Raw genomic sequence first — 24,735 nt, 5'->3', positions numbered from 1 at the left:
ACTGCTAGTGTATTTTAAGCTTCGAAGTCGGTATTTAGATAGTAGTAGCGCAACTCTTGATCGGTTTCAAAATCCGGCTGACCGGCCACATTTTGTTTAAGTTTGGTATAGTAAAGTTCTAAGTCTAGGGCTGTCAAAGTAATCGTAGCGCCTGATTCCAGAGTGATGATGATACGGTCCGGAAAAGCGGCTGCTTGGGAGGGCTTGTCATATTCACATAGAATATGAGAGGCTTTCAAGAGTACGCCACGGCCTGTATCGTTCCATAGAATCTCGTGACCATGAATAGAGGGCTTAATCGCGATAGGGTTTAACTGCCTTCTCGCTTGAGCCGCTTCGACAAAGTAAACCTGTTCATAGGTGACTGGGGGTAGACAATCCATTTAAATTCTCCTTGATTCTTAATTCCACATGCTTGGGTCAAATTTATGCGCAATTTTAATAAATTGCTCTATGGGTTTTCCATAAACATAGTCTTTACCCATTATAGATTTTACTATTGAGGCCTCTTTTAAGGCCTCGACTAATTGTTCGTAAGCGCCCTGATTTTGTACGACAGCCCCTTTGATGTATTGAGGATCGATGCGATTTTTTAGCATCACCTCATTGTCAGTTTGCGTGGCTGTGAAGTCTAAAATCGATGCGCGCTTGGCATATTCATAATAATTGTAATGGACCGGATTTCGGATGCCATATTTATCCGAATTATAAGCATAACAGCCTCGGTTGAGAGCCTCTAAATCGATCAATAGCTGTATGGAACCTGAAAACGGAAAATTATTGATCGGTTTGGGGCTCGTTTGCTTATTGATCATTCGGGTGAAGATACGGTCTCCGCCTCCGGTTTCTAAGTCGGCCCCTGTGGAGGCGCCATGAATCATTATCCCGGCTTGCAGACGATCCTGTGAGGAAATGGGGCCAAATTTTATCATGTTGGCAGCTCTCTTAGCCGCTATTTTTAAGTCTAGAAAAGAGCCAACACCCATCATCAGCCCATAATTGCCCTTCTGTTTTAACTGGCTGGCTATGTCACTGAGAGCCCAGCTGGTTTTACCAGGATACAGTTCGACTTTTTGCATCATTCCTGGATGACTGTATTTCTCAAGCAGGGCTTTCATCTGGGGTACTAAGGCAATTAAGTGTGCTTTTAGCTCGGTTAGGGGAAGCTCATAAAATTCCTTGGTCCGTTCCAACTCATTGGCTCGGCTAGGATAATAAGTTCGAAATATCTGGGCGATTTTAAGCCGCTCATCATCCTCAGGTCTTTGCTCGGCAAAGAGGGGCCCGAGCCCCAAGACCGTGAGCATTTGATGCATCAGCTTGAGAGCCTGGCCATCTTTCATGGAGGCATCAATCTCGACGCTGACATCGTTATATAGGCAGCCATACTGCGGATTATTGCCGACGATAATTCGGCCAACGCCTTGGAAGGTGATTTCTAGAGCGCTGGCATCAGCCGGTTGCCATCCAAATTTATTGGAATAGACACTCTCTTTTTGCCCTTTAAAGCAGTAGGGAATGGCTTGGATGGAAATTCCGGGCTTAAGTTCTTTTGGTAGATGCTGATTGAAAAGGTCGATATGCTTTTCGATACAAGCTAGATTCTCCTGTAGATCTCGTCTAGCAAACTGGCTGAGACGAAATTGCAGGATATCTTTAAGGCCGGCTTCGGTCATCCGTCTATCGATGCGGAAGTTGCTGCCCTTTAAAATGCCTGTATCGTAGCCGCTAAAATGAGCTCCGAAATCAGGATTGCCTTGCTTTGCAGTTTGCCGAGCGATGGCGTCGTTCATTTTAATTAAGGGATGGAACTCCGGTAGTTTTAAGGAGCTTGCCAGCAGGGCACGCATCTTAAAAGCCATATCAAAGTTTTTTTCTTTGGAGTACGCTTCGGACGCCTTATCGTAGAGCTGATGAATCGAGGTCCTTATGTAGGGATCTTTTTGAAGCTCTTTAGCAAAATTCAAGCGCAGCTTTTCAGCTCCTTGAAAATATTGATCTCCACTGATCTTATAGCCCATGGCTTGGAGTCCAAGCAGTTTTTCCGGATCTGACTTTATGTAGCTTTGGACTAGGGATTCAACCGGGTTTACCGGAGCAACCCATGCAGCAGGGACCGATGCAGGGGGCGGAATGATAACCTTCTTTTTATTTTTTTCAGAAAGAGCTGCGGGGTTGAGCTTTTGGTTGTTCAAGCCGGAAAGATGAAGCTCGGTTTGGCTAGTAAATAGAAGCGGGTTTGACGAAAATTTTAAAGGGCTTTGGCTTTTTGGTAATGCAGCGCTCTTTTTTAACGGGGTCAAAAAGAGCTTTTTTAGTTCGGGCTCGGTCAAGAGCTCTCCCGGATTCAAAAGATGCTTTGGCCCCTTGGAGGTCTCCATTATCCAAGTTCCAATGCCGCTTGGTTTAAGTAATACTGAAGAGTACTTGCCATTTGCCTGAATATAGCAAACCACTAATGCTCCGGCTGTGCTTTGACTATTTTTTAAAAGAAAGGTCCCGGGCGGCTTGCCAACCAGCAAGCTAAAGGCCTCTTCTCCGCTTAAGCTTCCATAGGAAGCCGCTTTAACTTTGCGCTCTTCAGATGTTAACGCGTTTATCGGTTGTGCGAACAAATCAAAGCTTTTAAGGGGTTTTTTCGATTCGGCTTTAGGTTCGTTTGAGGTTTTTGGTGATCCAGGAGCAGGTTGAAGCTGATTTTTATAGGTTGTCAAAAATTCCAGTCGCTTTGACAAGGAGCTGTGGTATTTTTTATCTATACTTTTAAACAATAGATCTTCTCGAGCTAGCACCCAATCGATTTGTATTAAGATCTCTTGATTGGAGAGTGAGCCATATATTGACGCAGCAGAAGGGTTTATTATCCAGTCCCGCATGGAATCAAGTTCGGTGACATTTGGAGAGAAGCCCTCTTTCTTTAAGCCGCCCTGGGCGCGAAACTCAAAGGCTGAACCATTATCGATGCGTATGGGCGTCCCATCTGTTGTGACTAACACATTATCACTCTCTAACCCGATCACATCCCAATTTGCTAAGAGGCAATCTATTACAAAGTGCTCTTGCAGTTTTGCTATAACCTTGTCTTTGTTTTCCTGCGTAATGGAGGAATTTTGCAAATATTCTCCTAGGGGGATGCAAGGCTGAAAATACTCTGCCAGCATTAGGGGATGGGTGGGTTTTGCCTGTCCTGCAACTTTTGCACCGCTCGTTTCATCATATAAAGCAACCTCAGGAACGGGTACTCCGAGGGCCTTATAAACCTTATTCGCGCCATATTCAGCGAGTATGTGCTCGGCATGATTACCTTTTTTGGACACAAAGTAAGTGTCGTTTGACTTAACAAGCTTCGCGCCTGTTGATCCGCCAAGATTCGAATTGATTATTTGCACTTGCTTTAAGCTATCAGGAAACTGGACCGCGGGTTTTGAATTTGTAGTTGCTTTTTTGCCAGATAGGCTAAAAAGAGCTGATAGAGGCATCTTATCATTTTGAGGGGAATTATCAGCAGTTTGGCTAAGCTCCTTCTCGGTTTCCTTTGCAGAGTGGGCAGGAGGTGCCGCTGCGCTATTGGTTTTCAATAATAAATTATGAATGCCTTCCACCATCTTATTACCTTAATTACTTTCCGAAAGGTTTAATATTATAATGATGGATTTCTAACAGTTAATTAACTATAGATTAAGAATGCAATAATTTTAGTTGATCTATTTTAATAGATAATTATAAATAGATTCCTTTAGATAAGGAGATGAGTACGTAGATTAAAAATTTTTTTTGTCTAAGAGGTTTGCTCTTTTCGATCCAGCGAAAATGTTTACACCCATAGTGTAACAAAAGGGAAATAGCGATTTACCTATTCAAATTTGAAGTCTCAAGAGCATCGTCTTTTATCTTTGGTTGCCTCAGGTTGTTCAAAGGCGCCATCGAGAATATAACGACCGAGCAGCAGTTTTCATTTATTTCCCGCGCTATCTCTGCCTTTCGTTGTCTTTAGATCAATCTTGAGCTCTTGCATCCGGTTATGAGGTTGGCGTGTGCTTTGATTAGCTCGCCATACTTTCGTCCCGTTCCTATTTATTCATCGTCGGATAGATGCCATCTTAAATTTTGAGTTATAGTTTTGGTTTGAGCGACCGGAGGGTGATAAGATTTTTCTTTGTTGCACTACGATTGGGGGTCTAGCCTGATCTCTATAAAGATAAATGTGAATTGGGACTGTGGGTGAAAGAAGTGGGGCAACCTGGACTCGAACCAGGGACCAACGGGTTATGAGTCCGTTGCTCTAACCAACTGAGCTATTGCCCCAAAAAGGTAAGTAGACATTCTAGCAACATGAATTGAGAAATGCAAGTCTCATTTTATTAAAAATAAATTTGGGTAAAAAATAAGCCTCATTCCAATTTTTTCTTTTAACTTTTGTCCTAATCCGCTAAAAATTGCCTTTTGCATACACAAAATCTCGATGGAGACTTACGCATGATCGCACGATGGGTATTCCTAACATTCTTATCATTTGTATTTTACGGCGGATTGGCCGCGAATGACAACGGGGATGCTTGCTGCACCAAAGTCAATTGCGACTGCGGCTGTTTATACGGAAACGCCTGCAGCTGCGGGCCGGAAAGCTCACAAAAAGCCGAGTTTGTTTGCGGTAAAGATAGTTGCGACTGCGGATGCGGGGATGGATATCCTTGCAGCTGCGGAGTCAAGGAGAATGAGGGTTGTTCCAAAAAGCAAGAGTTTGTTTGCGGTAAAGATAGTTGCGACTGCGGATGCGGCGACGGGTTTTCCTGCACATGCAGTGAAAAGGAAAGCAAGAAAACTGAGTTTGTTTGCGGTAAAGATAGTTGCGACTGCGGATGCGGGGATGGATATCCTTGCAGCTGCGGAGTCAAGGAGAATGAGGGTTGTTCCAAAAAGCAAGAGTTTGTTTGCGGTAAAGATAGTTGCGACTGCGGATGCGGGGATGGATATCCTTGCAGCTGCGGAGTCAAGGAGAATGAGGGTTGTTCCAAAAAGCAAGAGTTTGTTTGCGGTAAAGATAGTTGCGACTGCGGATGCGGCGACGGGTTTTCCTGCACATGCGGTGAAAAAGAAAGCAAGAAAGCTGAAGGTGTATGCAGAAAAGACAATTGCGATTGCGGATGCGGAAACGGAGATCCTTGCAAATGTGATAAAGGATTTGCTTGCGGGAAAGACAATTGCGATTGCGGCTGTGACGATGGAAATGCTTGTAGATGTGAACCTTTTCAGCCGGCTTTAGCATACAATCCGGAATATGCTTTTCCAGACTTTCAGTATGAATGCGAAGAAGAGACTGACTATGAAGAAGGGGACGCAGAGTGTTGCAACTTGCCCTGTTTTTATCAGTATTGCGTTCCAAACTGCTGCGGTTGCTGTCAAAAATGGCCTACCTGCGAAAGAGACAGATGGTGGTGTTCTGCTAATTGCATTTATTTAGGTCCCTATACTTACTTATGCGGCGATTCTTGCTATTCGTTTGGCCACTGCGGACTCTGGGGTGTTTGGCTTCCCCAGGAAGGGCCTCTTTATAGGCCCATGATTGCAGATCCAAGACAGCTCACTTACTCAGTCGGCTGGAGATTTAATGACGACGCCTTAACTAAAAACGTGATTCCTGTCTCTTTTGCCGATAACATCGCCTTTATCAGGTGGTGTAACGTATGGCCCTGGGGCGGTTTTCTTCAAATTAACTTAGAGGGCGGTCTATGGGCTGTCTTTGATCCTTTGCATGAGTCAGCGCCTCTTTATAATGCCGACTATTATGTCGGTTTCCCCATTGAATACGCTGTCGACAGATGGGTTTTTAGGTTAAGGGCCTATCACATCTCCTCTCACCTTGGGGATGAGTTTCTTCTCAATAACCCGGGATTTGACAGAAGAAACCCTAGTGCTGAATACTTAGATTTCTTTGTTTCCAATTATATCACAGATGAGATTAGGCTCTATAGCGGTATCGGATGGGTCATCCAGCATGATGAATCATTTGATAGCGGAAACTTTTACGTTCAAGCAGGTACAGAGCTTCGTTTTCCAAGACTTGGCTTTTATAATCCCTGTCAGCACCTTTACGGGCTTCCTTTCTTTGCCATGGATTTTAAGTACTTTAATATTTACAAAGAGCACATTGATCAAACCTATGTTCTCGGCTGGGAATGGGGTAAGACTACTTGTGAATTTAAAAGGCTTCGAGCCTACATCATGTACCACGATGGGTACTCAGCCGATGGCCAATTCAGCGAATATGCGGACAATTGGTTTAGTATAAACCTCTCCTACGGATACTAAAAAAATGAATCCCAACGCAGAGGAACCTCAAGATACGATTGGTCCAAGCAAATACGCTGAAGAGCCTCCTCCTCTAGAAGATAATTTACCAGGAGAGCTTCCGGAAAAAGATTTTGTTAACACCAACGGTTTTAAGAAAAATCCAAGCTATTTTTGGATTTGGACAGGTTTAATCTCAGCACTAATGATGCTTTTTTGGGGCGGCTTTAACTGGTACGGCAAAACTTTAAACACCTATTTTTCAAAAAGCCCGTTTTTACAAGTAACCAATCGGGATCTCTCTCTTTTTTTATGGCAGTTCCCCCAATACCTTCGTCAAAACGTCTCCAATAGAACTAACTATCTAACCGGCTTTGACTACGAATCCAAAGTTGGGATAAAAGAAGGGTATGCCGGTAATTTTGTCCTAGCCCCTCCTGAAGTCTTATTTTTATACCACACCTGGGATAGGCTTTTAAAAAATGAATTTACACAAAGAAAAGTTCCTAAAAGTGAGTTTTTAGAATTTTTATTTGCGTTACCGGAATGGAATGCTGCTGGTTGGCCTGACGCACCTCCGGGGTATAAAAAATTTTTAGATAATCTATCCGGTGAATCCACAAGTAATCTTGCTGATCTTCCGACTTCCGTCTTTCCAATAGAGGTGAGAATGGCCTTTCAAGGGTGGAAAAATTTTTATAAGGAAGGCGAGGCCATAAATGAAGCCAGCTACACTTATGAAGAACTGGAGGCTTTTATAAAGAAACATCCTAATTATGCCAGAAATTACTGGATCAATATAGTTAAGGATGATTATCCCGAATATCTACAGGTTTTTACGAAAAAAAAATTTAAATCCGAGGATATTGTCCCTGCCCCTGAAATGACTCCTTTCTTAAAAGTGGCCTTATTTAACTGGAAGCAAGCGAGGGAAGGTAAATAAACTGATCTGGTTTTAGTTAATTAACGTTGACTTGTTGAACTAATTAAATTAATATTTTCTCCTTTAATTTATTAAAGGTCAGTATGGGTGCAATTACCGTAAATACTTCAAGCCCTTCTTCTGTTGGGATCCTCTCTAACACCTTTCCTTTGATACACTCTAGCGTACCCGAATGGAAAAAAGCTAAGATCATCGTTTTTCTAATCAATCATAAGAAAAAAGACTACTATCCCACCGTTCACAATGCGATTCAAAATATTGAAAATAAAAGTAATGCTATTTTGCTTTTCGAATCACCCTCTGAACATGAAAAGTGGAATTCACTTGAAATAGAGACAGAATGTTGGGAAGACAAAGATCTTATAGCAAAAATTAAAATTGAAACTTTATCATTTCACAAACTTCGAGACGAACTGAACAAACTAACAGACCAAACTCTTTTGATCAGCTTAAAAGAGGAAATTATTCTTTCGCTTCAAGCCCTCTCAAAAAAGTGGAATACAGAAATTTTGGACTGCACTGATGTATTAGAAAGGCTAAAAGAAACATCGCTACGTTCACTAGAAGAGCTTAAAAAAGAAATGATTGAATGGTTAAATAAGATATTCAGGAATTTTAAAAACCAGATTGTTAAAAGTACCATGGAAGAAAGGCAAACAGGGCTTATAAAAAAAATTCAGGATCATCTAATCAAAAGCAACCTTTTTGTAATTTGCGGGTCTTGCCATGGCCATATAGAGAAGTCTAATTTTCCAAAACAAGCAGAAAGGCTTATCGATTTTTTAAACGAAAATGGAAGCTATGCATTAATGGATTGCACCACTTAAGCTTTAAGGGTATAGATTCAATAAAAGACTTTGCACTTGCTCTGTATCAATTAACTTATTTTCCACCTCATCCGGGACCTGAAAGAGTTTTTTCACTTTTTCTTCCCAAACTTCCTTAGTTACAAAAATAAAATTAAATCTCTCGCCAATATCGCTCACGGCAGTTATCTTCATTTCAGCAATGTCCGGCTTTTTTTGGAGGGTAATGGCTCGTTGACGCCCGGCTATTTGATCGTGAAAACTAAGATACCCCCATACTTTTTCGTCAGGCTCATTATCAGGTTTTAAAAATACAAGACCGACAGCAAGTGTTTCGGTTTTCTTTCCTTCAGGAACGCCAATTTCAAGAAAAAAGACTCTATCTAATATCTGAGTCATACTTTGCATAAAAACCTTTTTGTTATAATTCGAAGGGGTTTTTAATCATTTTAGGGGAGAGTTTACCCACAAAAATCGCTTCATCAAGCGGTTTACCGCCAATATTATCAATTCCTTGTTCATTTAAAACTCTAATAACGGAAGCTTTTTCTTCTTCTGTTTGGACAACAGCTCCGTAGATATAGCTTGCGCCAATAGTGTCTTCAAACATGACTTCAGCGGTCGGCAGCGTAAGATCGCTTCTTCTTTGATTTTCGAGAATTTGAGGAAGCGGTTGGCGCTCCCTCATCAATTCGCCAGTTAATCCTTTTTCAGGCAATTCTTTCTGCGCCATTCTGACGGCTTTTTTGCTGATATGATGAGGATTTCTTAAACCGGCCCTGTCTTTGGTATAACCATAGGGGAGTCTTTCAGCTAATGTCGCATCAAAAAGAAGGAAGATATTGCCTTCAATGGCATAGTTTCCCCAATCATGTTCCGAATCAAACTGATTATCGGTAAGGGGCCTTGTAAATACTTGATTCGCTGAACCTGTTTCCACATTTTCATCAGGACAGCAACCACCGCCGACAATGCCTTTTTCAAATCGTTCCATGCTTGAGAGCTGCCCCCCTTTAAGAATATAAGCCATTGTCAAAGCTGAATTTTCAATCTTTTGCTTCTTATAAGTTCCGCCATGAAGATATATTTCATATAAGTTAAAGGTCACTCCGCTATGACCAAGCGTTGCGCCAAACCCTCTTCCACCGGATGCCCAAAATTCGACAACATTTTGGTCGTCCACATACTCCAAACGATTGTTGCCTACATCTTTTAAGCGCATAGCCTTAGCACGATCGACTATGGCTTTAGCATCAGTTGCTGAGAGATTGGAATTTGCAGGGTTTTCAACACTATTTTGATAGCATTCTTCCGGACTTTCATAAAAAGCCATTTCCACGGGATGTCTTGCAAAAGCAACTCTTGCGGTATTCTCATGATGAATATCCTCCGGCCGTGATTCTAGTAAAACCATTGGAAGACCGATAGTAGATAAAAATTCATGTAGCTCTTGAGAGGTTACCTTGGGATCCACCTGTACGCTAACTTTTTGGTATTGATTCCATTTTTCGATGTCATTTCCGATTGTGACTGAGATCTTATTAGACTTATCCCTTATCACAAGAGCATCGCCCGTATTTACGACAATGCGTTTTTCATCCCAAGCTCCTTTGAAAGCACCTTTTGGAAAACTATACTCAGGGTACTCGGCTTTCGCAAATCTATCTATTGTGATCCCTTGCTCCCTAAAGGAAGGTGAGCCATCCAAAACCTTAAGACGCGCTTGAAAATCAGCTCTTTCTTTTCTTGGCAAAGTAAAACTAAGATCTAAAAATTGCTGTTTTCCCTCTTGCGGTGTCGTGACAGCTTTTAGTTGCACTCGAACTTGTCTTCTCCTAACCTCTGTTCCATCTACTTGAACCCATTCCGCATCTTTTTGAGTTCTTGAAGCTACTCTTTTAAGATCACCTAGTGGATGCGAAGGAACAATTTGGATATTTCCTATTTTCATAAGGGATTCTTCAAAGGACTCTTTATCTCCGACTTCTCGATAATATTCCGAAAGTTGTCTATAAGCTGTTGCAAGAGTTGTTTGCATATGGGGATGGCGATCCTCGCTTTTTAACCAGATATCTGCAGCAAGAAGGTTGTCGGCAAGATGCTTAACGAGTTCATGATTCTTTTCAAAATCGCCTGTCCGGTAGCTTTCTTCTAAATTTGAGTTTAATTGATGATGAAGGAGGATTGCAGCGCCCCTAATCTGTTGGTCGGAAGGGGGAGTCACCTCATCTTCAGTTTCTTGGACAACATTGATTTTTCTTTGCGCTGTGACTATTTGCAGGCTGCTTAAATCTTTTAGTGCTGTTTCCCTATAAGACTCTGGCAGAGATTGAATTAGCCGGGCAACTTTTGGTTCGGAAATAAGGCCGGGGGGAAGATCTGCAATTAGGGTATGGATAGTTTTTCTGTCGTTAGCTTTCAAAGCCTTGTCAAAATCATGTTTAAAATCTTTAAAGGCTTCAACACGTAATTTTAGCTCAGCTTTTAAGGTCCTTGAGGCTTTTAAAATCCTTTCCTCATTTCCTTTGGCTTGTTTTAACTCTCGTTCAAGTGTACGCCCCATTGATTTTAATTCATTAAGACTTAAAGTGTGTAGTTTTTGACTTAATGCTTTTTCAATGAAAGAGACTTGAGGAGATTCAGAAAGATGCGTGACGATAGGTTTTGAATTACTTTCCTGGACTAGAAAAAAGCTCTCATCGAGTTTTCCCGTGTAAGGCGCTAATTCTTCTTCATCAAGAAAACCAAAGGCAGAGGCCGCTAAATCTTCATCGTCATTTTGAGGTTCCCTTTCTTTACCTTTTTGATTTATAAAATTCTCGATTCTTTGTCTGTTTTCTTCTAATAAATGTGATTGCTGATCAAACTTCATAGCAGCTTCTGCCTTATAAAGTGCTTTAGAAGCAATCCAACTTGATTTTTGCTGCTCTTGGTAAAGCTTGGAAAGGTTGTCTAAACCTCTTTTTGCTGTGATAAGTTTAATTGAAAGCTCATGAAGTTTTATATCGTCTCTATAACGGCTTGGATTTGCTTCCATGTCTTTAAGAATTTCTGTCACTTCCTCATTTAAGGAATCAATACGCTTGGCTACACTTTGCCAATCTGATTTGACACCTGTAGCTCCGCTTGTTAAATTAGTGACAGTTTTTGAAAGAGAGGCTCCCCAGGAGCCGCTTGTAGAGGTTTGATCCGTCTTTGAAACTTTTAGGTTTCCTGTTGCATCAAGATAGAGATAGTTTCCTTTTTCTATTTTGGATATTTCATCAAAGTTTCTAAAACAATCTTCATACCGGGAAAAGGCATCACCAGCAGATTGCATAAAATAACCTCAGTTTTATTAACTAACACTAATTATAACAATTAGTTTAATAAAAACTGGTTTATTTTATGAAGATAATTAAATTAATTTATTCTTTGTAAACGTTTAATTAATTTTTAATCGCCAAACTATCTTCGCCTACTAAGACAAACCCTCTAGGATAGCAAGGACCTTCTCTTCCTATAAGTAATCTGTCTTTTAAAAATTCCGAGTAGACTTCCAGTCCTTGAGCTGCATTTTGAATGCAGAAAAAGCAATTGCTTAGCCATTCAGATCCCTTTATGGTGCCGGCTTTTAAATTCTCCTGGAATCGAGGGGTAATTTTATTTTTCCAGTAGTCCGGGCTGCCGAAAAGAATAATAGGAGTAAGGTAAACAGAGCCTACTTTTCGTCTAACTTCTTCGAGGCTATATTCAAAATCAGTTCCGATGCCTCCTATTAAAAATATAGGAAAATCTAAGTTGAATTCCGCTTGTCTTTCAACTAGTTTATCGAGCCTATAAGTCATCTTAGCTTGAACATAAGGGTTTTGCTGCTGTTCATTAACTACACTTTGTGATTTATGTCTAAAATCAACAATATTTGCGCATGACAAAATATTAAGCTGTCTTGCTACTCTATTGCCGACTTCCATAGCGCCGGGGCCCCCTCCTGTAACAAGAGCCAAGGGCTTTCCTTTAATAAAAACGGGGTGTGTCGCGCTATCTTTTAAGACAAGAAGACCTTCTAATAATTGTCTAAGCTCATTTTCAAAATCCCCTTCAAGCAGGTTTGATCCGTAAATTCCAATCATTGTGGCTTTCAAAAAGGTATCCACCTGATCCAAAGGCACAAACATGCCACTATCCCTATCCGCTTTTTCAACATAGCGCAATATTTTATTTGTAATCTGATCCACCCAAAAAGTCGGGATGGCAAATTTTTCAAGATCATGCAAAATTGCCCTGTCTTCGGCGGAGAAAAAGCCTTGGCCCGCAAGGCTTGGGTATTGAAAATAAATTCCTTTCAGACAGCGCTGAATGGTATCTCCAAGAAGCATTCTTTTAAGCAAAGGGGAGGGAAAATATCGTGTGAGTAAAATACCTTGACTTGTGATTGAACCGTCGCTAATGCTTTTTAAGAAGGGGTAAGCCGGCTGCTGTTCTATATATCTTTCAATAAGCAACGCTTGGCGCTCGCTATGGGTGGCCCCAGGAAAATCAAAGGGTCTCGTTTCCCTGACAATCCAGCTTTCAGCATTTAAATTCAAAAGCTGATCGCCTTTCACAACGAAAGTTGCGGCACGCTCATTTAGTGTTCCGGGAGCAGTCTTAAAAGCATCAAAAAGAGCGCTTTGATTTTCTATGCAGATTTGAAGCTGATCCCTATCTGAAAAGAAAACGTGCTCCCGATAGGGTTCAAGAGTGTAGAATTCAAGAGGGATATCACTTAATTCACGCTTGCTTTTACCGTATAGTTCATAAATATCGCCTGAAGCTTTGGTATCCGGCTGCAAAATTGAAGCCGAGGTGTGTTTATACCCTTCCGATAAAAGACTATCGACAACTCTTCCAAATACCGTTCTAATATGCAAGGGCAAGGTTCTCACAAGTAGAAGCTCATCATCTCCAATATTTCGTGGCAGATGAGGGTGCCATTCTTGATTGATGCGAACCATATCTCTTGATTTGATATTGGCAAGAAGAGCTTTGCCAAGAGTCGGTAAAAAACCATCGATTTCAGGAGAATAAAGAACTCTTCCATTTTGAATGGAAAGATAAGCAATCGTTCTGCCATCCACTTTATCTAAAATCAAATCATCGCTACCATGCAGTCCACCCAAAGAAAGAAGTGGCTTGCCAAAGCGATCCGCTCTGCCAAACATACGTGCTAAATAATCCGGATCTCTAACTCTTCGTCTATCATCTGCCGCAAATAATTTGCCGATAGCTGAACCCACTTTTATATAAGGAAGCATTTTTTCCCCAAGAGAGCCAATCCCCTTGATTAATACTTGAACTTGCGCCGATCGACTTATGGGATCCAATTCAAAACCTTGCGTTAACCCATCCACTCCGACTTGGGCAAGCGTACTTTTGATATTGAAGAAGATAAGGTTTTTATCGATTTGAAAGCCCACAAAAACGGGAGAGATATTTTCAATGAAAACCTCTGCAAGTAATGTTTTTTCGTCTATTCGTTTCAATTCAACGATTTTGCCATCAGGGGTAACAAGATCATGTTGGGAGGGATCAAGATAGTAGGTGATTGAAGGCATTAGGCTCCTTTAGCTTTTCAAAGTGGAACCAATAAATAGCAAAACTTGATTTTTCTATAAAGCAGGTTCAATTTTTAAAAGGTTGAGAGTAAAGGTTTGTTTTTGTGGAAAACTTGTCGAAAACTTGTTTATAAAATAAAAACTTTACATTGGTTTTTTGGTTTTCCGTTTTGTTTAGTTTGTTTTTTCAAATAATTGCATTCGTATAACACATTGAACATAAGGCTTTTGTGTGACACCAAGAGATAGAGAAAGAGCCGAAATTTAAAAAAAATCCCTTTAAGTAATTGAAGTAAAAATTGTTTATAACTTTTAAAAGTGGATTGCGAAACCTTAAAACTTAGGCACCAAAAAGTTCCACATGGCGTTTTTCTTTGAAGAAAAGAAGTTCTTTGACATAATCGAATGTTTTTAGGGATTTTTGCCTATCTCAAATTTAGCCGCTTGAGAAAAAAATCAGTGAAGAGCGATAGGAAGGTATATGGGGGCTCAAAAAATACCGCGAAGCTGTGGGATTCATGACGGAACATTTCATGCCGATGAAGTGACAGCTTGTGCGCTGCTTATAATCTTTAATCTGATTGATCAAGACAAAATTAAGAGAACACGTTCACCGGAAATCCTTTCAACGTGCGAATATGTTTGTGATGTTGGGGGAGTCTATGATCCTGACCACAAACTTTTCGATCACCACCAAGTCGAATATCAAGGTCCGCTGTCCTCAGCCGGGATGATTCTTTTATATTTAAAAAATAAAAACATCTTAAGCCAGGAAGAGTACAACCAATTCAACAATAACCTTGTGATTGGGGTGGATGACCATGACAATGGGGTTGATCCTCAATTGCCCGGAATTTCTACTTATTCTCATATCATGGCGAATTTCACACCCATTCATCACGATGCCAGCGAAAAAGAAAATGAAGAAGCTTTCTTTAAAGCTTTAGAGTTTGCTAAAGGTCATTTGCAGAGAATGTGGGATCGTTATAACTACAACAGGTCCTGCCGTGAGATTGTGGCACAAGCTATGCAGGAAAAAAAGGTTGTCCTCATGTTTGATAAGGCCATTCCTTGGATGGACGCTTTTTTTGCTTTAGGGGGAACCTCCCACCCTGCAAAATTTGTCATCATGCCTTCTGGAAAACATTGGAAGCTTCGCGGCATTCCGCCTACTATAGAAGATAAAATGGATGTCCGTATGGCGCTTCCTAAAGAGTGGGCCGGGCTTCTTGATGAAGAATTAAAAAGAAAGTCCGGAATCGCAGGCGCCATATTTTGTCATAAGGGACGTTTTATATCTGTATGGGAAACTCGGGAAGATGCATTGAAAGCTCTTGAATATACGCTAAAAGGATGTTAGGATAAAACTTCCGTTAAACTTCCAAAAGGCAATAAAATTATGACTACGATTTTCGGCCGAATTATTAAAAAAGAGCTTCCGGCAGAAGTTGTTTTTGAAAATGATCGCTTCTTAGCAATTAAAGACATCTACCCTATCGCGCCTGTCCACCTTTTAATCATGCCGAAAAAAGAATTTAAAAACTTGCAAGCCATGCAAGAAGAAGATTTGAAACTTTTTCCTGAATTGATTGAGATCGCACAAAAATTAGCAGAAGAATTTGATGTGGAAGAAGGGTATAGGCTCCTAACAAATAATGGGGAGAGTGCAGGTCAAACCATCTTACATTTACACTTTCATCTTATTGGCGGAAGGCCGCTTGGAGCTATGGGATAAACATGGAAAACGATAAAAATTGGTTTCTAGATAGAAATAATGCCGGTCTTCTTGTAGTTGATGTGCAAGAAAGGCTTTTTCCTTTAGTTGAAAACCCGGAAGAAGTCCTTAAGGAAATAGAAAAAATGGTAAGGGGGGCAAATATCTTAAAACTTCCTATTTTTGTTTCGGAGCAATACCCTGAGAAAATGGGAAAAACGCTTTCTCACTTAAATGGACTTTTAGAGGGGAATCAACATTTATCAAAAACCTCCTTTTCTTGTCTAAAAGATAAAGAAATAGAAGCGATTTTAAAAAATTCTTCAGTAACACAGTGGATTTTAGTCGGCATTGAAGCTCACGTTTGCATTTTACAGACGGCTAAGGATCTTATCAAAAACCGCTATGAAGTAGCCGTACTTAACAATGCCATTTCCTCAAGATCAATTTACGACTATTCGACAGCGATAGCTGAAATGAGAGATATAGGGGTTCGGATAACGAGCGTTGAAACGGCCCTTTTCGAATTAATGGGAAACTCCAAGATCCCTGAATTTAAAGAAATCAGCAGCCTTATTAAATAATTTGTATCTTTTGTGAATGATAAAAAATTCTTCTTCTTTCTTACACTCTTGGCTTTTGCTAAGAGCTTTGCTGTAGATGAATTACCGATTAGAAATCGGATTTCCTCCCATCAACTGATTGGCGATTATGGCTCAGCTGTAAAAGAAGCTTTAGAAGCTGTAAGAAATTATCCTGATAATCAAGTTTTTGAAGAAGACCTGATAAGAGCTTATTTGAAAGCCGGGAATGAAAAAGAAGCGCTTCTTAGCTGGAAACGCTATGCGAAAAAATACCCTGAAAAAAGTAAAACCCGGGGTATTTTAGAAGATTTGGCATGGGGCGTTATTGAAAATGGAGCTAAATCTTCTTATCCGCAAGTTCGATTAATTGCTCTCATTGCCTCTTACCTAGGTCAAGATGCTAGAGGGGTTGATCTTTTGGAAAGAGGCCTTAAAGATCAAAATAGCAGGCTTCGACAAGTGGCCCTGCAGCTTGTCAAAGGCATGTATGACAAGAGGCTTCAAGCGCTTGTTTTTAATCTCGCAAAGAAAGAGCCCCTCTATGATGTAAGAGCTGAAGCTATTAAATGCCTTGGAACGATGCAAATTAAAGAAGCTATCCCGGAATTAACCCGTATCGTTGCTGAAAGAAACCTCGGCGATAAATTAAGAGTCTCTGCCATCGCCTCGCTTGTTCTTCTTAAAAAAGATATGACAAGCCAGGACCTTTTAAAATTATCGGGAAGCGAAAGAAGCGGATTTCGGGAACTTGCTCTTGCTGTCATCGACCACAATGAATCTTTTAAGGACGTTGGAATTGCTTTTCAATTATTAAACGATCCTTCAAGAGATGTCAGAAAATCTGCGATCCATACATTAGTTTTTATGAGAGATCAAGAAGGTATTGGAGCTAAAACCCTGCCTAGGATTTTGCCCCTCCTTCAAGATGAGGATGATGAAACAGCCATGATGGCAGCTTGGGGGGTCACCATTTTAGACCCTCAAAATAGGGGTTACTCTTTCTCTCCCTGGATTTTTTCCGAATTCCAGGAAAAGAGATTAAAGGCCGCTTCTCTTCTTGCCAAAACAGGAAAGCATGGATTGAGCTTTGCAAAAGAAGCTTTTTTAAAATCTCAAGACCTTTATGTGAAAATGAACCTTGGGATGTACCTGTTGTCGCACAATATAAATGAAGCTCAAGCTTTAGAACTTTTGTTTCAGGGTCTTAACTATTCCAAAGACCGATGGATGTGGAAGGAGTTTTTATTTACAGAATACTTAGCTCCAAGCACCCTTCGTTTTGAAGAAGAGATAGGCGCTCATCCGGAAGCTATAAATCAAGCCGCCAGGCTGCAAGTTTTAGCATTACTTGCCTCCAAACGTTTTCCTGAAGCTAAAGAAGCGATTCGTAAATTTTTAAAAGAAAAGACATGGGGCATATCGGCCAATGCTTCTGCTCTTCTCCTAAGTGAATCAGATCCTGTTTCCTGTCTTCTTATAGAAGAGCTTTTAGAAGATAGCGATGAAAAAATAAGCTTGCAGGCAGCTTTAATTTTAAGTCTTTGGGGAAATAGTCCAAAAGCAGTTGATGTTTTAATAAAGAATTTTTCATCGAGCGATAGGGAAAAAAAATTATTCATCATAGAAGCGCTTGGATCTGCAAAAGATGAGAGAGCGCTTCCTTTCCTTGTTAACCTTTTGCAGGAAAATTACCCGACCCTTCGAATTGCGGCGGCTGTTTCCGTTATTAAAACCCTCTATCAATAAGGTGTCAGATGAGTTTTAGTCCAGTCATAAAAGAGGTTCAAAAACTTTTAAAGGAAGAGTCTTTAAAAGGGTGGCTTCTTTATGATTTCAGGGGAAGGAATACCCTCGCTTGCAAATTCTTAAAAATCCCGAAAGAAACTCATTTGACAAGACGTTTTTGCTATTGGATTCCTGCAGAGGGAGAACCGCTTAAAATTGTTCATGCCGTTGAAAGTTTTGTTCTAGATTATTTACCCGGAAAAAAAGAAACATACGCTTCTTGGCAATCCTTTCAAGGCTTATTAAGCAATCTTTTCAAGGAAAGGGATAAAATCATTCTAGAATATTCTGAAATGGGGTCTATTCCTTACGTTTCAACAGTCGATGGAGGAATGATCGATTTTTTAAAAAGTTTAAAGCTGAATCTTTTTTCTTCGGGAGATATTTTGCAGCATTTTACAGCCACTGTTAATGAAGAGTCGGCAAAATCGCATCTTAAGGCAGCATCTTTTCTTGATAAAACAGCCCTTTTTGCTTTTAAATGGGTTGAAGAAGCGCTTAAAGAAAATAAAACAATTTCTGAGTATGATGTGCAGCAATTTATTGTAGAAAAATTTGAGGATAATGGCTTTATAACTGATTCTCCACCGATTGTTGCGGTTAACAAGAATTCTTCTAACCCTCACTATGCACCTTCAATAAATAGCACGGAAATCATTAGAAGAGGTGATTTTATTCTAATAGATCTTTGGGCCAAGGAAAAGGGTGAGGGCTCAATTTATGGAGATATTACAAGAGTTGGAGTGGCAAGAAAAAATACGCATGAACAAGAGGAAAAAATATTTAACATTGTAAGAGAAGCTCAAAAAAAAGCTTTTGAATTTATAAAAAATCGATTGGCCCAAGGAAAATCGATACAAGGTTTTGAAGTCGATGATGTTTCGAGGGAAGTTATCGAGAAAGCAGGTTATGGACCCTTTTTTATCCATAGAACCGGCCACAGCATTCATGAAGAAGGTCATGGAGAAGGCGCTAATATCGACAACTTGGAAACTCATGAAGAAAGAAAGCTATTAAACAATACCATTTTTTCTATAGAGCCGGGCATTTATCTGCCTGATCTTTTTGGCGTCAGACTGGAACATGATGTCTTTATTAATGATAAAGGCGAGGCTATCCTGACGGGCGGTGTGCAAGATAAAATATATACTATGAATCTTTAGGGATTTCAAAACCTAATTGTTTCATTAAAATGATAATTTCAGGGGCTGAAATCGATAAAGTATTCCAGGTTAATTTGGTTTCTTCCTTATTTCTATTAATTTCAACAAACAATTCATATAGAGGCTGAAGGCTCTCTTTTAAAGTAGCTTTCTCTTCTTCTCCGAGTTGACTTTCCTCTTTTGATTCTTCATAAGATTTAAGCTGTTCCGGGGTTAATAATGCTTTTGATTCTTCTGATAAACTGATTGTTTGAGGGTTTAATTGAGAAATTGTTTTCTTTATTAAGCCCGCAAAATCATCAACTGAGGGTTTGACTTTGCTTTTGATTCCTTCGAAATCTGTAATTTCTAATTCTAATTCATTTTCTAAAATGGATGGGTCGCTCGCTACCTTATTGAGAAAAGTTTTTTGCGGACCATCCCGTCCTGATAATCTAAATACCCCTTCTTGTTTTTGCCCTTCTTGTTTTAGGATTTCTTGGACAGCTTTTGGTATCAAAGTTTTTGCTATCTGAATCTTATCTTCTTTTGATAGCTCCGAAAATTGTTTAGTTGAAACAGCCTCTGTTTTCTTATCATTCGCATCTTCTGTCCGATTCGATGTAAAATGCTTTACGATGTTTTGGGGGTTTAAACCATGCATCAAGCTTTTGAAACCTTTTCCAAGTTTACTCATAGAAAAAGAGTTTTTGAATATTTTTTGCTGTATGTATTTCTTTGCTTTTTTGGTCGCATTGGCAAGAAAGGCTTGGCTCTTGTCATTAGTCTCGTTGACCTCTGTAGATTCTCTCAAAAACGAGGAGTCTCGAACTTTATGAACAGGGGAGGGGATATCTTTTTGGGTAGGGCTAAGGCTTTCTTTAGCGACTTTCTCAGCTTTATTTAATTCAGACATTTTTTGAGAGGGAGTTTTTTTCAGCTGGTCTCTTGCCGATTGCAACTGCTGAGGAGTGACTGTAAATTTTGAACCTTCACCAATATTTGGCATAAGTATCTCCAGGTGCAAAAAAATTCTACCTACAATATATTATAGCATACCCCTATGTATTTGGATTGTTAATTATTTATGATTAGTAATTTAAAAATAATTGACAATCTTAATGGAATCTTTTAAATACTATATAATACAGGAGGTGAAAAATGTGCTCCCACGTCAGAATTGGTGATCAAGCACCTGATTTTACAGCCGAGACTACCCAGGGAAAAATTCGATTTCATGAGTGGATTGGGAATAATTGGTGTGTTTTTTTCTCCCATCCTAAAAACTTTACTCCTGTTTGTACCACCGAGCTTGGCTACGCTGCCAAAATGAAGAAAGAGTTTGATAAAAGAAAAACGAAGATCATTGCTCTAAGCATTGGCACGGTTGAAGATCATAAGCATTGGATTCCGGATATCAATCTTAGCCAAAATACCACAGTCGAGTACCCTTTAATTGGCGATAAAGATAAAAAGATTGCTTCGCTTTATGGCATGGTCCATCCAAATGAGAGTGAAACGACCACTGTAAGAACCGTATTTATTATCGATCCCAATAAAAAAATACGCCTTATGATAGCATACCCTGCGTCTACTGGGAGAAATTTTGATGAACTTTTACGTGTGATCGATGCTCTTCAGCTAACCGATGATCAAAAGGTGGCCACACCGGTAAATTGGCATCATGGAGCTGAGTGCATCATTTTACCAAGCATTACTGATCCAAATGAGATAAAGGAACTTTTTCCCCAAGGGTATAGAGAAGTTTTGCCTTATCTTCGCTACACGCAAGTTCATGAAAAATCGCTAAGCTAAACCTAGTCCTTTAATTTTTCCGTTTTAACGAAGGCGCGAATCGTTTCGGCGACACTCCAGGCTTGCGCAAAGCAGCCTCTTGCAAGATAAGGCTCTTTCGCATCAAAGATCTCGCTTATGGATCCCACACAATTTTCATTTAAGCTGTCGAGAAGCTCTTTTAAAAATGAACGCGCCAGTTTTGCATCATTTGGATAGACTTTCATCCATACGTCGATATAGGGACCGATTAACCAGGGCCATACAGTGCCTTGGTGGTAAGCGGCATCCCTTGCTCTTAAATCGCCATCATAGCAGGATTTATAATCAGGGTGTTTAGGAGATAAGGTCCTAAGCCCAAATGGAGTTAGCAACTCCTCTCTCACGCATTTTAAAACCGATTCCCATTTTTTTGGCTCAAGAACCGGAAAGCGAAGGGAAATTGCAAAAAGCTGGTTAGGCCTTAAGGCAGAATCCGAAGAGCTATTTTCATTGTCAACTAGATCAAAGAGATAGCCTCCGCTTTCATACCAAAAGCGTTTATTGAAAGATTCGTAGCATTTTTCCGCATATTTTTGAAAAAGAGGTTCCTTATTTAATGCCCATTTGTCCATGAGCTTTAAAGCATTGTACCAAAGGGCATTTAACTCGACTGCTTTCCCCCTTCTTGGAGTGACGACCCAATCTCCGACTTTTGCATCCATCCATGTTAACTGAACCCCTTCTTGACCCTGAACGAGAAGACCATCTTCATCCACTTTTATTCCAAATAAAGTCCCTTGGATATGATGCTGTATAATTCCAAGAAGTTTTGGGTAAAGATCTTCTAAAATACTGTCATCTTGGGTGAGATCGATATAGCGATCTATAGCATGAAAAAACCAGAGGGAAGCATCCGCTGTGTTGTATAAACCTTGATTTTCTCCATCCGGGAACATATTCGGTATTAAACCATCTTTAATGTAGTGGGAGAAGGTATTCAAAATGGTTCTTGCTTCTTTTCCTCGTCCTGTAAGAAGAACTAAACCTTCTAATGAGATCATGGTATCGCGGCCCCAATCGGTAAACCAGGGGTAGCCTGCAATAATTGTGCTAGCTTCTTCTCCTGAAGCTTGCATGAGAATAATATCTGTCATTCTAGTGTAGGGTGTGATAATAAAGTTATCTGCCGATAATACAAGCTCTGCCATCACCTTTTTGCTAACAAGAGATCCGGCTTTTCTAAGTAAATTTCTTCTTCTATAATTTTCTATGGAAGGGGCAATTTGTGGTGGAACGGCTTGAATTTTTTTCCATTCTTCCGTGGAAAAAACTAGGGTAGCCGGAGTATTTAATTCCAACTCCATAAGGTAATAACCCGGACTTTCCATAGAACCTAGAAAATCATAGCCTCGATTTTTTTCAATATCGTAATACACGATTGGAAGATGATCGCTTGTTAAAATAAAACCCGCATTTTTATCCTGATAAAAACGAAGCCTTGGGAAGGCTAAATGTTCAATTTCGTAATAATTATCGCGAGCATGAACAACATAGGATTGAGAGCTGCTTTCAAGGTTTACAGATTGTTCGTAGCCGCGAAATTGCAAATAAGGCCTCCACTTCAATAAAAGGGAGGATGGCCCTGAAAGAAGTTGATAAGTGATATGGACGGTGTTTTGAAGATGCACCATTAAGATTCTTTTTTCCAAGATGATATCGTTTATTTCATAGCGCCAAACGGGCAGCCCTAACTCTTGCCGAAATTCAACCAGGGGGATATTTCTTGGGTTCATTGTTTCGTTTGAAAACACATATGAAAGAGGGAGTTCTTGGCTTTCCGGTAATATTAAGTTCTCCTCAGCAAAAGGAATGGTCATAGTTCTGCCATAAGGGGAAGGTAGTGCTGCGATCAAAAGACCATGATGCTTTCGCATGGGTGTTCCGGAAAGAGTTCCTGAAGCAAATCCCCCAAGGCCATTAGTCACAAGCCATTCAAGGGATGTAAATTTTTCCGGTTTAGTGCCTTCTTTAAATTCGATGTGCCTTGATAAAATCATTGGTATCTCAATGTTTAGCTAATTTTTTCTTTGAGGGCTTTACTGCTTTTAAAAGTTGCGAAGAAAACCCTATTAACTTCCACTGAGGGATATTAAGAGGCGCTGTTCCATCTCCACCGTAAACCGGGGACTCGCTTGACCAAATAATCTTCCATTTACAGCCTTCAGGCGGAGCTAAAAGCGGGTTTGGGGCAGGATTTAAAATTTCCTCTACCCCAAGGTTTACTATGAGCATGCGATCTCCTTCTGCTTCATCAAAATAGCGTAGCAGAAATGAATTTTCACCGAGAATGGAAGCCTCATACTTTTTTGAAGTTTTTCGAAGAACGGGATCATTTTTTCTAAGGTGGATTAAGTCTTTATGCAGGCTGTAGAGTTCTTGATTCGCTTCATTGAAATTCAGCTTGCAAGCAAGGAAATTTTTAGGATCCGAAGGTTTCAAAATGATGTTTAACCCTTCATTTTCAAGTTGCGGGAATTGCGAAAGGAACTTTTTTCTTCCTTCAAAAACCTTTTCATTTAAATCTTCGGAATGATCAGCAAAATAGTAAAAGGGCTTTTCTGAGCCGAATTCTTGACCTTGAAAAAGCATTGGAGTATTAGGTCCAAGAATTAAGAGGGCGGTCAAAGCTTTGTAGACCCCATAATTGGTATTATGATGCAACCTTAACCCATGTCCCGAGTTTGCCACTTGATCGTGGTTTTCTAAAAAAACAATCATTGACTCCGGCGGGAAGAAAAGAGAAGGGGAGCCTCTTCCCTTCTTTTGCCAGGAATAATATTGACCTTGGTAGAGAAATCCATACTTACAGCACGAAATGAATTCATTGGGGGTTCCTTTGTAGTCTGTGTAATATGCTTCTCGTTTACCTTTTAATTTGACAACTGCAGCATGATGAAAATCATCATTCCAAAGGGCGTCAAAGCCATACCCTTTTTGTGAATGGGGTTTTAAAAGGGTATTGTTTTGAGTTTCATCTTCGCCAACAATGATAATGGATTTCTTTTTCGCGGATTTTCTCGCCACTTTGGTGAGTTTGCTTAAAAAATGCTCCCCTTTATCACAAAAAAACCAGGGGGTGGCATCCACCCTTAGACCGTCAAAGTGGTATTCCTCGATCCAATACCTAGCATTGGTTAAAAAAAATTCGCTAATGGAATCATCGTCAAAATTGATGGCAGAGCCCCATTCGGTCGTATGGGATTCGTTTAAATATCTTTTTGTAAACTCGCCTATAGTGTTGAACTCAGGTCCAAAGTGGTTATAGACGATATCAAGAATAACCCCGATCCCAAGTTTATGGGCCTCATTAATGAAATCCTTTAGATCGGAAGGGCTTCCATAAAGGTGGGTCGGGGCAAATAAATTAACACCATCATATCCCCAGCCAAAGTGTCCCGGAAAATCATTTAGGGGCATAATTTCTATAACTGTAATCCCAAGATCCGCGAGTCTTTTTAGTTGTTTTTTAGCTCCCGCATAGGTGCCTTCTTCTGTAAAGGTTCCTATATGCATTTCGTAAATAATTTGCCCGGGCATGGATAGCCCTTTCCAGTCCTTATCGGTCCATTTAAAATGAGGATTAACTGTGAGGGAAGGACCGTTTGGACCATGAGGTTGGAACCTTGAAGCCGGGTCAGGAAGCCAATTTTCTTTATTGCCTAGTCGGAATCTATAAAGAGAACCCTCTTTTAAAGCCGGAACAAAAAGTGAAAAGTACCCTCCTTTTTCCTTAACCATCTTATGATAAGTAGGTTCTGAATTTTTATTTTCAAGAATCAGGACCGCTTTTGCATGATCGGCTGCAAAAATGCGGAAATGAACGCCTTTGCTTGAGATTTCGGCGCCGATAGGGTATTTTCTTTTTATTTCGGTACTCACTAAAAACCAACGCTTTACTGTTTATTTGTAAAAGATAGAATTCCTTGTCTTTTTTGATTTTCCCATATTGAATAGATATGTCAAAAGTTTTTTTAAAATTATAAATATTATTTGCCGTAAAAAAGGCCTCGTGCAGGCATTTAACGAAACTTAAGGGCAGCAGAAGAAAATTAATCCTAAAA

At 40.1% G+C, this 24,735-nt stretch carries 17 protein-coding genes and 1 tRNA gene; 9 read left to right on the top strand and 9 right to left on the bottom strand.

Going from position 1 to position 24,735, the window contains the following annotated elements:
• Nucleotides 1-14: 14 nt before the first annotated feature.
• From CSEC_RS06015 to CSEC_RS06005, 3 genes are all read right to left on the bottom strand, one after another.
• Nucleotides 15-383, bottom strand: a complete 369-nt coding sequence (locus tag CSEC_RS06015; RefSeq protein WP_041017508.1) for a hypothetical protein — start codon at nucleotides 381-383, stop codon at nucleotides 15-17.
• An 18-nt stretch (nucleotides 384-401) separates the two neighbouring features.
• A complete protein-coding gene (locus CSEC_RS12670; protein WP_053331829.1) occupies nucleotides 402-3,605 on the bottom strand; it encodes an SH2 domain-containing protein in 3,204 nt (1,067 codons plus the stop codon).
• A gap of 626 nt (nucleotides 3,606-4,231) precedes the next feature.
• A tRNA-Ile gene (locus tag CSEC_RS06005) sits at nucleotides 4,232-4,305 on the bottom strand.
• Between the two features lie 138 nt (nucleotides 4,306-4,443).
• Here CSEC_RS06005 and CSEC_RS13115 point away from each other — a divergent pair.
• The 3 genes from CSEC_RS13115 to CSEC_RS05985 all read left to right on the top strand — a co-directional run bounded on the left by CSEC_RS13115 (nucleotide 4,444) and on the right by CSEC_RS05985 (nucleotide 8,058).
• On the top strand, nucleotides 4,444-6,309 hold the full coding sequence (locus CSEC_RS13115; protein WP_237559214.1) for a DUF1207 domain-containing protein: 1,866 nt from the start codon (nucleotides 4,444-4,446) through the stop codon (nucleotides 6,307-6,309).
• Between the two features lie 4 nt (nucleotides 6,310-6,313).
• On the top strand, nucleotides 6,314-7,231 hold the full coding sequence (locus CSEC_RS05990; RefSeq protein ID WP_053331827.1) for a hypothetical protein: 918 nt from the start codon (nucleotides 6,314-6,316) through the stop codon (nucleotides 7,229-7,231).
• 83 nt (nucleotides 7,232-7,314) lie between these two features.
• Complete coding sequence (locus CSEC_RS05985; RefSeq protein WP_041017506.1) at nucleotides 7,315-8,058, top strand: hypothetical protein; 744 nt, start codon at nucleotides 7,315-7,317, stop codon at nucleotides 8,056-8,058.
• Nucleotides 8,059-8,061: 3 nt separating this feature from the next.
• On the opposite strand, the gene CSEC_RS05980 is transcribed toward CSEC_RS05985, so the two are convergent.
• The 3 genes from CSEC_RS05980 to CSEC_RS05970 all read right to left on the bottom strand — a co-directional run bounded on the left by CSEC_RS05980 (nucleotide 8,062) and on the right by CSEC_RS05970 (nucleotide 13,613).
• On the bottom strand, nucleotides 8,062-8,445 hold the full coding sequence (locus CSEC_RS05980; protein ID WP_041017505.1) for a hypothetical protein: 384 nt from the start codon (nucleotides 8,443-8,445) through the stop codon (nucleotides 8,062-8,064).
• 13 nt (nucleotides 8,446-8,458) lie between these two features.
• Nucleotides 8,459-11,356: a hypothetical protein gene (locus tag CSEC_RS05975; protein ID WP_041017504.1), complete on the bottom strand. Its 2,898-nt coding sequence runs from the start codon at nucleotides 11,354-11,356 to the stop codon at nucleotides 8,459-8,461.
• Nucleotides 11,357-11,465: 109 nt separating this feature from the next.
• Nucleotides 11,466-13,613: an LOG family protein gene (locus CSEC_RS05970; protein WP_154017639.1), complete on the bottom strand. Its 2,148-nt coding sequence runs from the start codon at nucleotides 13,611-13,613 to the stop codon at nucleotides 11,466-11,468.
• A gap of 481 nt (nucleotides 13,614-14,094) precedes the next feature.
• Between CSEC_RS05970 and CSEC_RS05965 the strand changes: the two genes are divergently transcribed.
• From CSEC_RS05965 to CSEC_RS05945, 5 genes are read left to right on the top strand one after another with little or no spacing between them, the layout of a single operon-like run.
• Nucleotides 14,095-14,973 (top strand): MYG1 family protein, encoded by an 879-nt coding sequence (locus CSEC_RS05965; RefSeq protein WP_041017503.1) that lies wholly within the window; start codon nucleotides 14,095-14,097, stop codon nucleotides 14,971-14,973.
• Between the two features lie 39 nt (nucleotides 14,974-15,012).
• Nucleotides 15,013-15,348, top strand: coding sequence for a histidine triad nucleotide-binding protein (locus tag CSEC_RS05960; protein ID WP_041017502.1), 336 nt, complete (start codon nucleotides 15,013-15,015; stop codon nucleotides 15,346-15,348).
• A gap of 2 nt (nucleotides 15,349-15,350) precedes the next feature.
• On the top strand, nucleotides 15,351-15,911 hold the full coding sequence (locus tag CSEC_RS05955) for an isochorismatase family protein (RefSeq protein WP_041017501.1): 561 nt from the start codon (nucleotides 15,351-15,353) through the stop codon (nucleotides 15,909-15,911).
• A 12-nt stretch (nucleotides 15,912-15,923) separates the two neighbouring features.
• Nucleotides 15,924-17,657, top strand: a complete 1,734-nt coding sequence (locus CSEC_RS05950) for a HEAT repeat domain-containing protein (protein ID WP_041017500.1) — start codon at nucleotides 15,924-15,926, stop codon at nucleotides 17,655-17,657.
• Nucleotides 17,658-17,665: 8 nt separating this feature from the next.
• Nucleotides 17,666-18,859 carry a M24 family metallopeptidase gene (locus CSEC_RS05945; RefSeq protein ID WP_041017499.1) on the top strand — a complete coding sequence of 398 codons (1,194 nt, stop codon included), beginning with the start codon at nucleotides 17,666-17,668 and terminating at the stop codon, nucleotides 18,857-18,859.
• On the opposite strand, the gene CSEC_RS05940 is transcribed toward CSEC_RS05945, so the two are convergent.
• Nucleotides 18,846-19,847, bottom strand: a complete 1,002-nt coding sequence (locus tag CSEC_RS05940; protein WP_041017498.1) for a Rho GTPase-activating protein — start codon at nucleotides 19,845-19,847, stop codon at nucleotides 18,846-18,848. The genes CSEC_RS05945 and CSEC_RS05940 overlap by 14 nt on opposite strands.
• A gap of 152 nt (nucleotides 19,848-19,999) precedes the next feature.
• Between CSEC_RS05940 and CSEC_RS05935 the strand changes: the two genes are divergently transcribed.
• The gene (locus CSEC_RS05935; RefSeq protein WP_041017497.1) at nucleotides 20,000-20,653 is read left to right on the top strand and encodes a peroxiredoxin; all 654 of its coding nucleotides are present in this window, start codon (nucleotides 20,000-20,002) and stop codon (nucleotides 20,651-20,653) included.
• Nucleotides 20,654-20,655: 2 nt separating this feature from the next.
• Here CSEC_RS05935 and CSEC_RS05930 read toward each other — a convergent pair whose 3' ends face one another.
• A complete protein-coding gene (locus CSEC_RS05930; protein ID WP_041017496.1) occupies nucleotides 20,656-22,671 on the bottom strand; it encodes an amylo-alpha-1,6-glucosidase in 2,016 nt (671 codons plus the stop codon).
• A 7-nt stretch (nucleotides 22,672-22,678) separates the two neighbouring features.
• Nucleotides 22,679-24,553, bottom strand: a complete 1,875-nt coding sequence (gene treZ / locus CSEC_RS05925; RefSeq protein ID WP_041017495.1) for a malto-oligosyltrehalose trehalohydrolase — start codon at nucleotides 24,551-24,553, stop codon at nucleotides 22,679-22,681.
• Nucleotides 24,554-24,735: the final 182 nt, after the last annotated feature.

The sequence above is a fragment of the Criblamydia sequanensis CRIB-18 genome, from assembly GCF_000750955.1.
GTDB classification, from domain to species: Bacteria; Chlamydiota; Chlamydiia; order Chlamydiales; family Criblamydiaceae; genus Criblamydia; species Criblamydia sequanensis.
The sequence above is the reverse complement of the archived record's forward strand: the minus strand, read 5'-3'. Positions and strand labels throughout refer to the sequence as shown.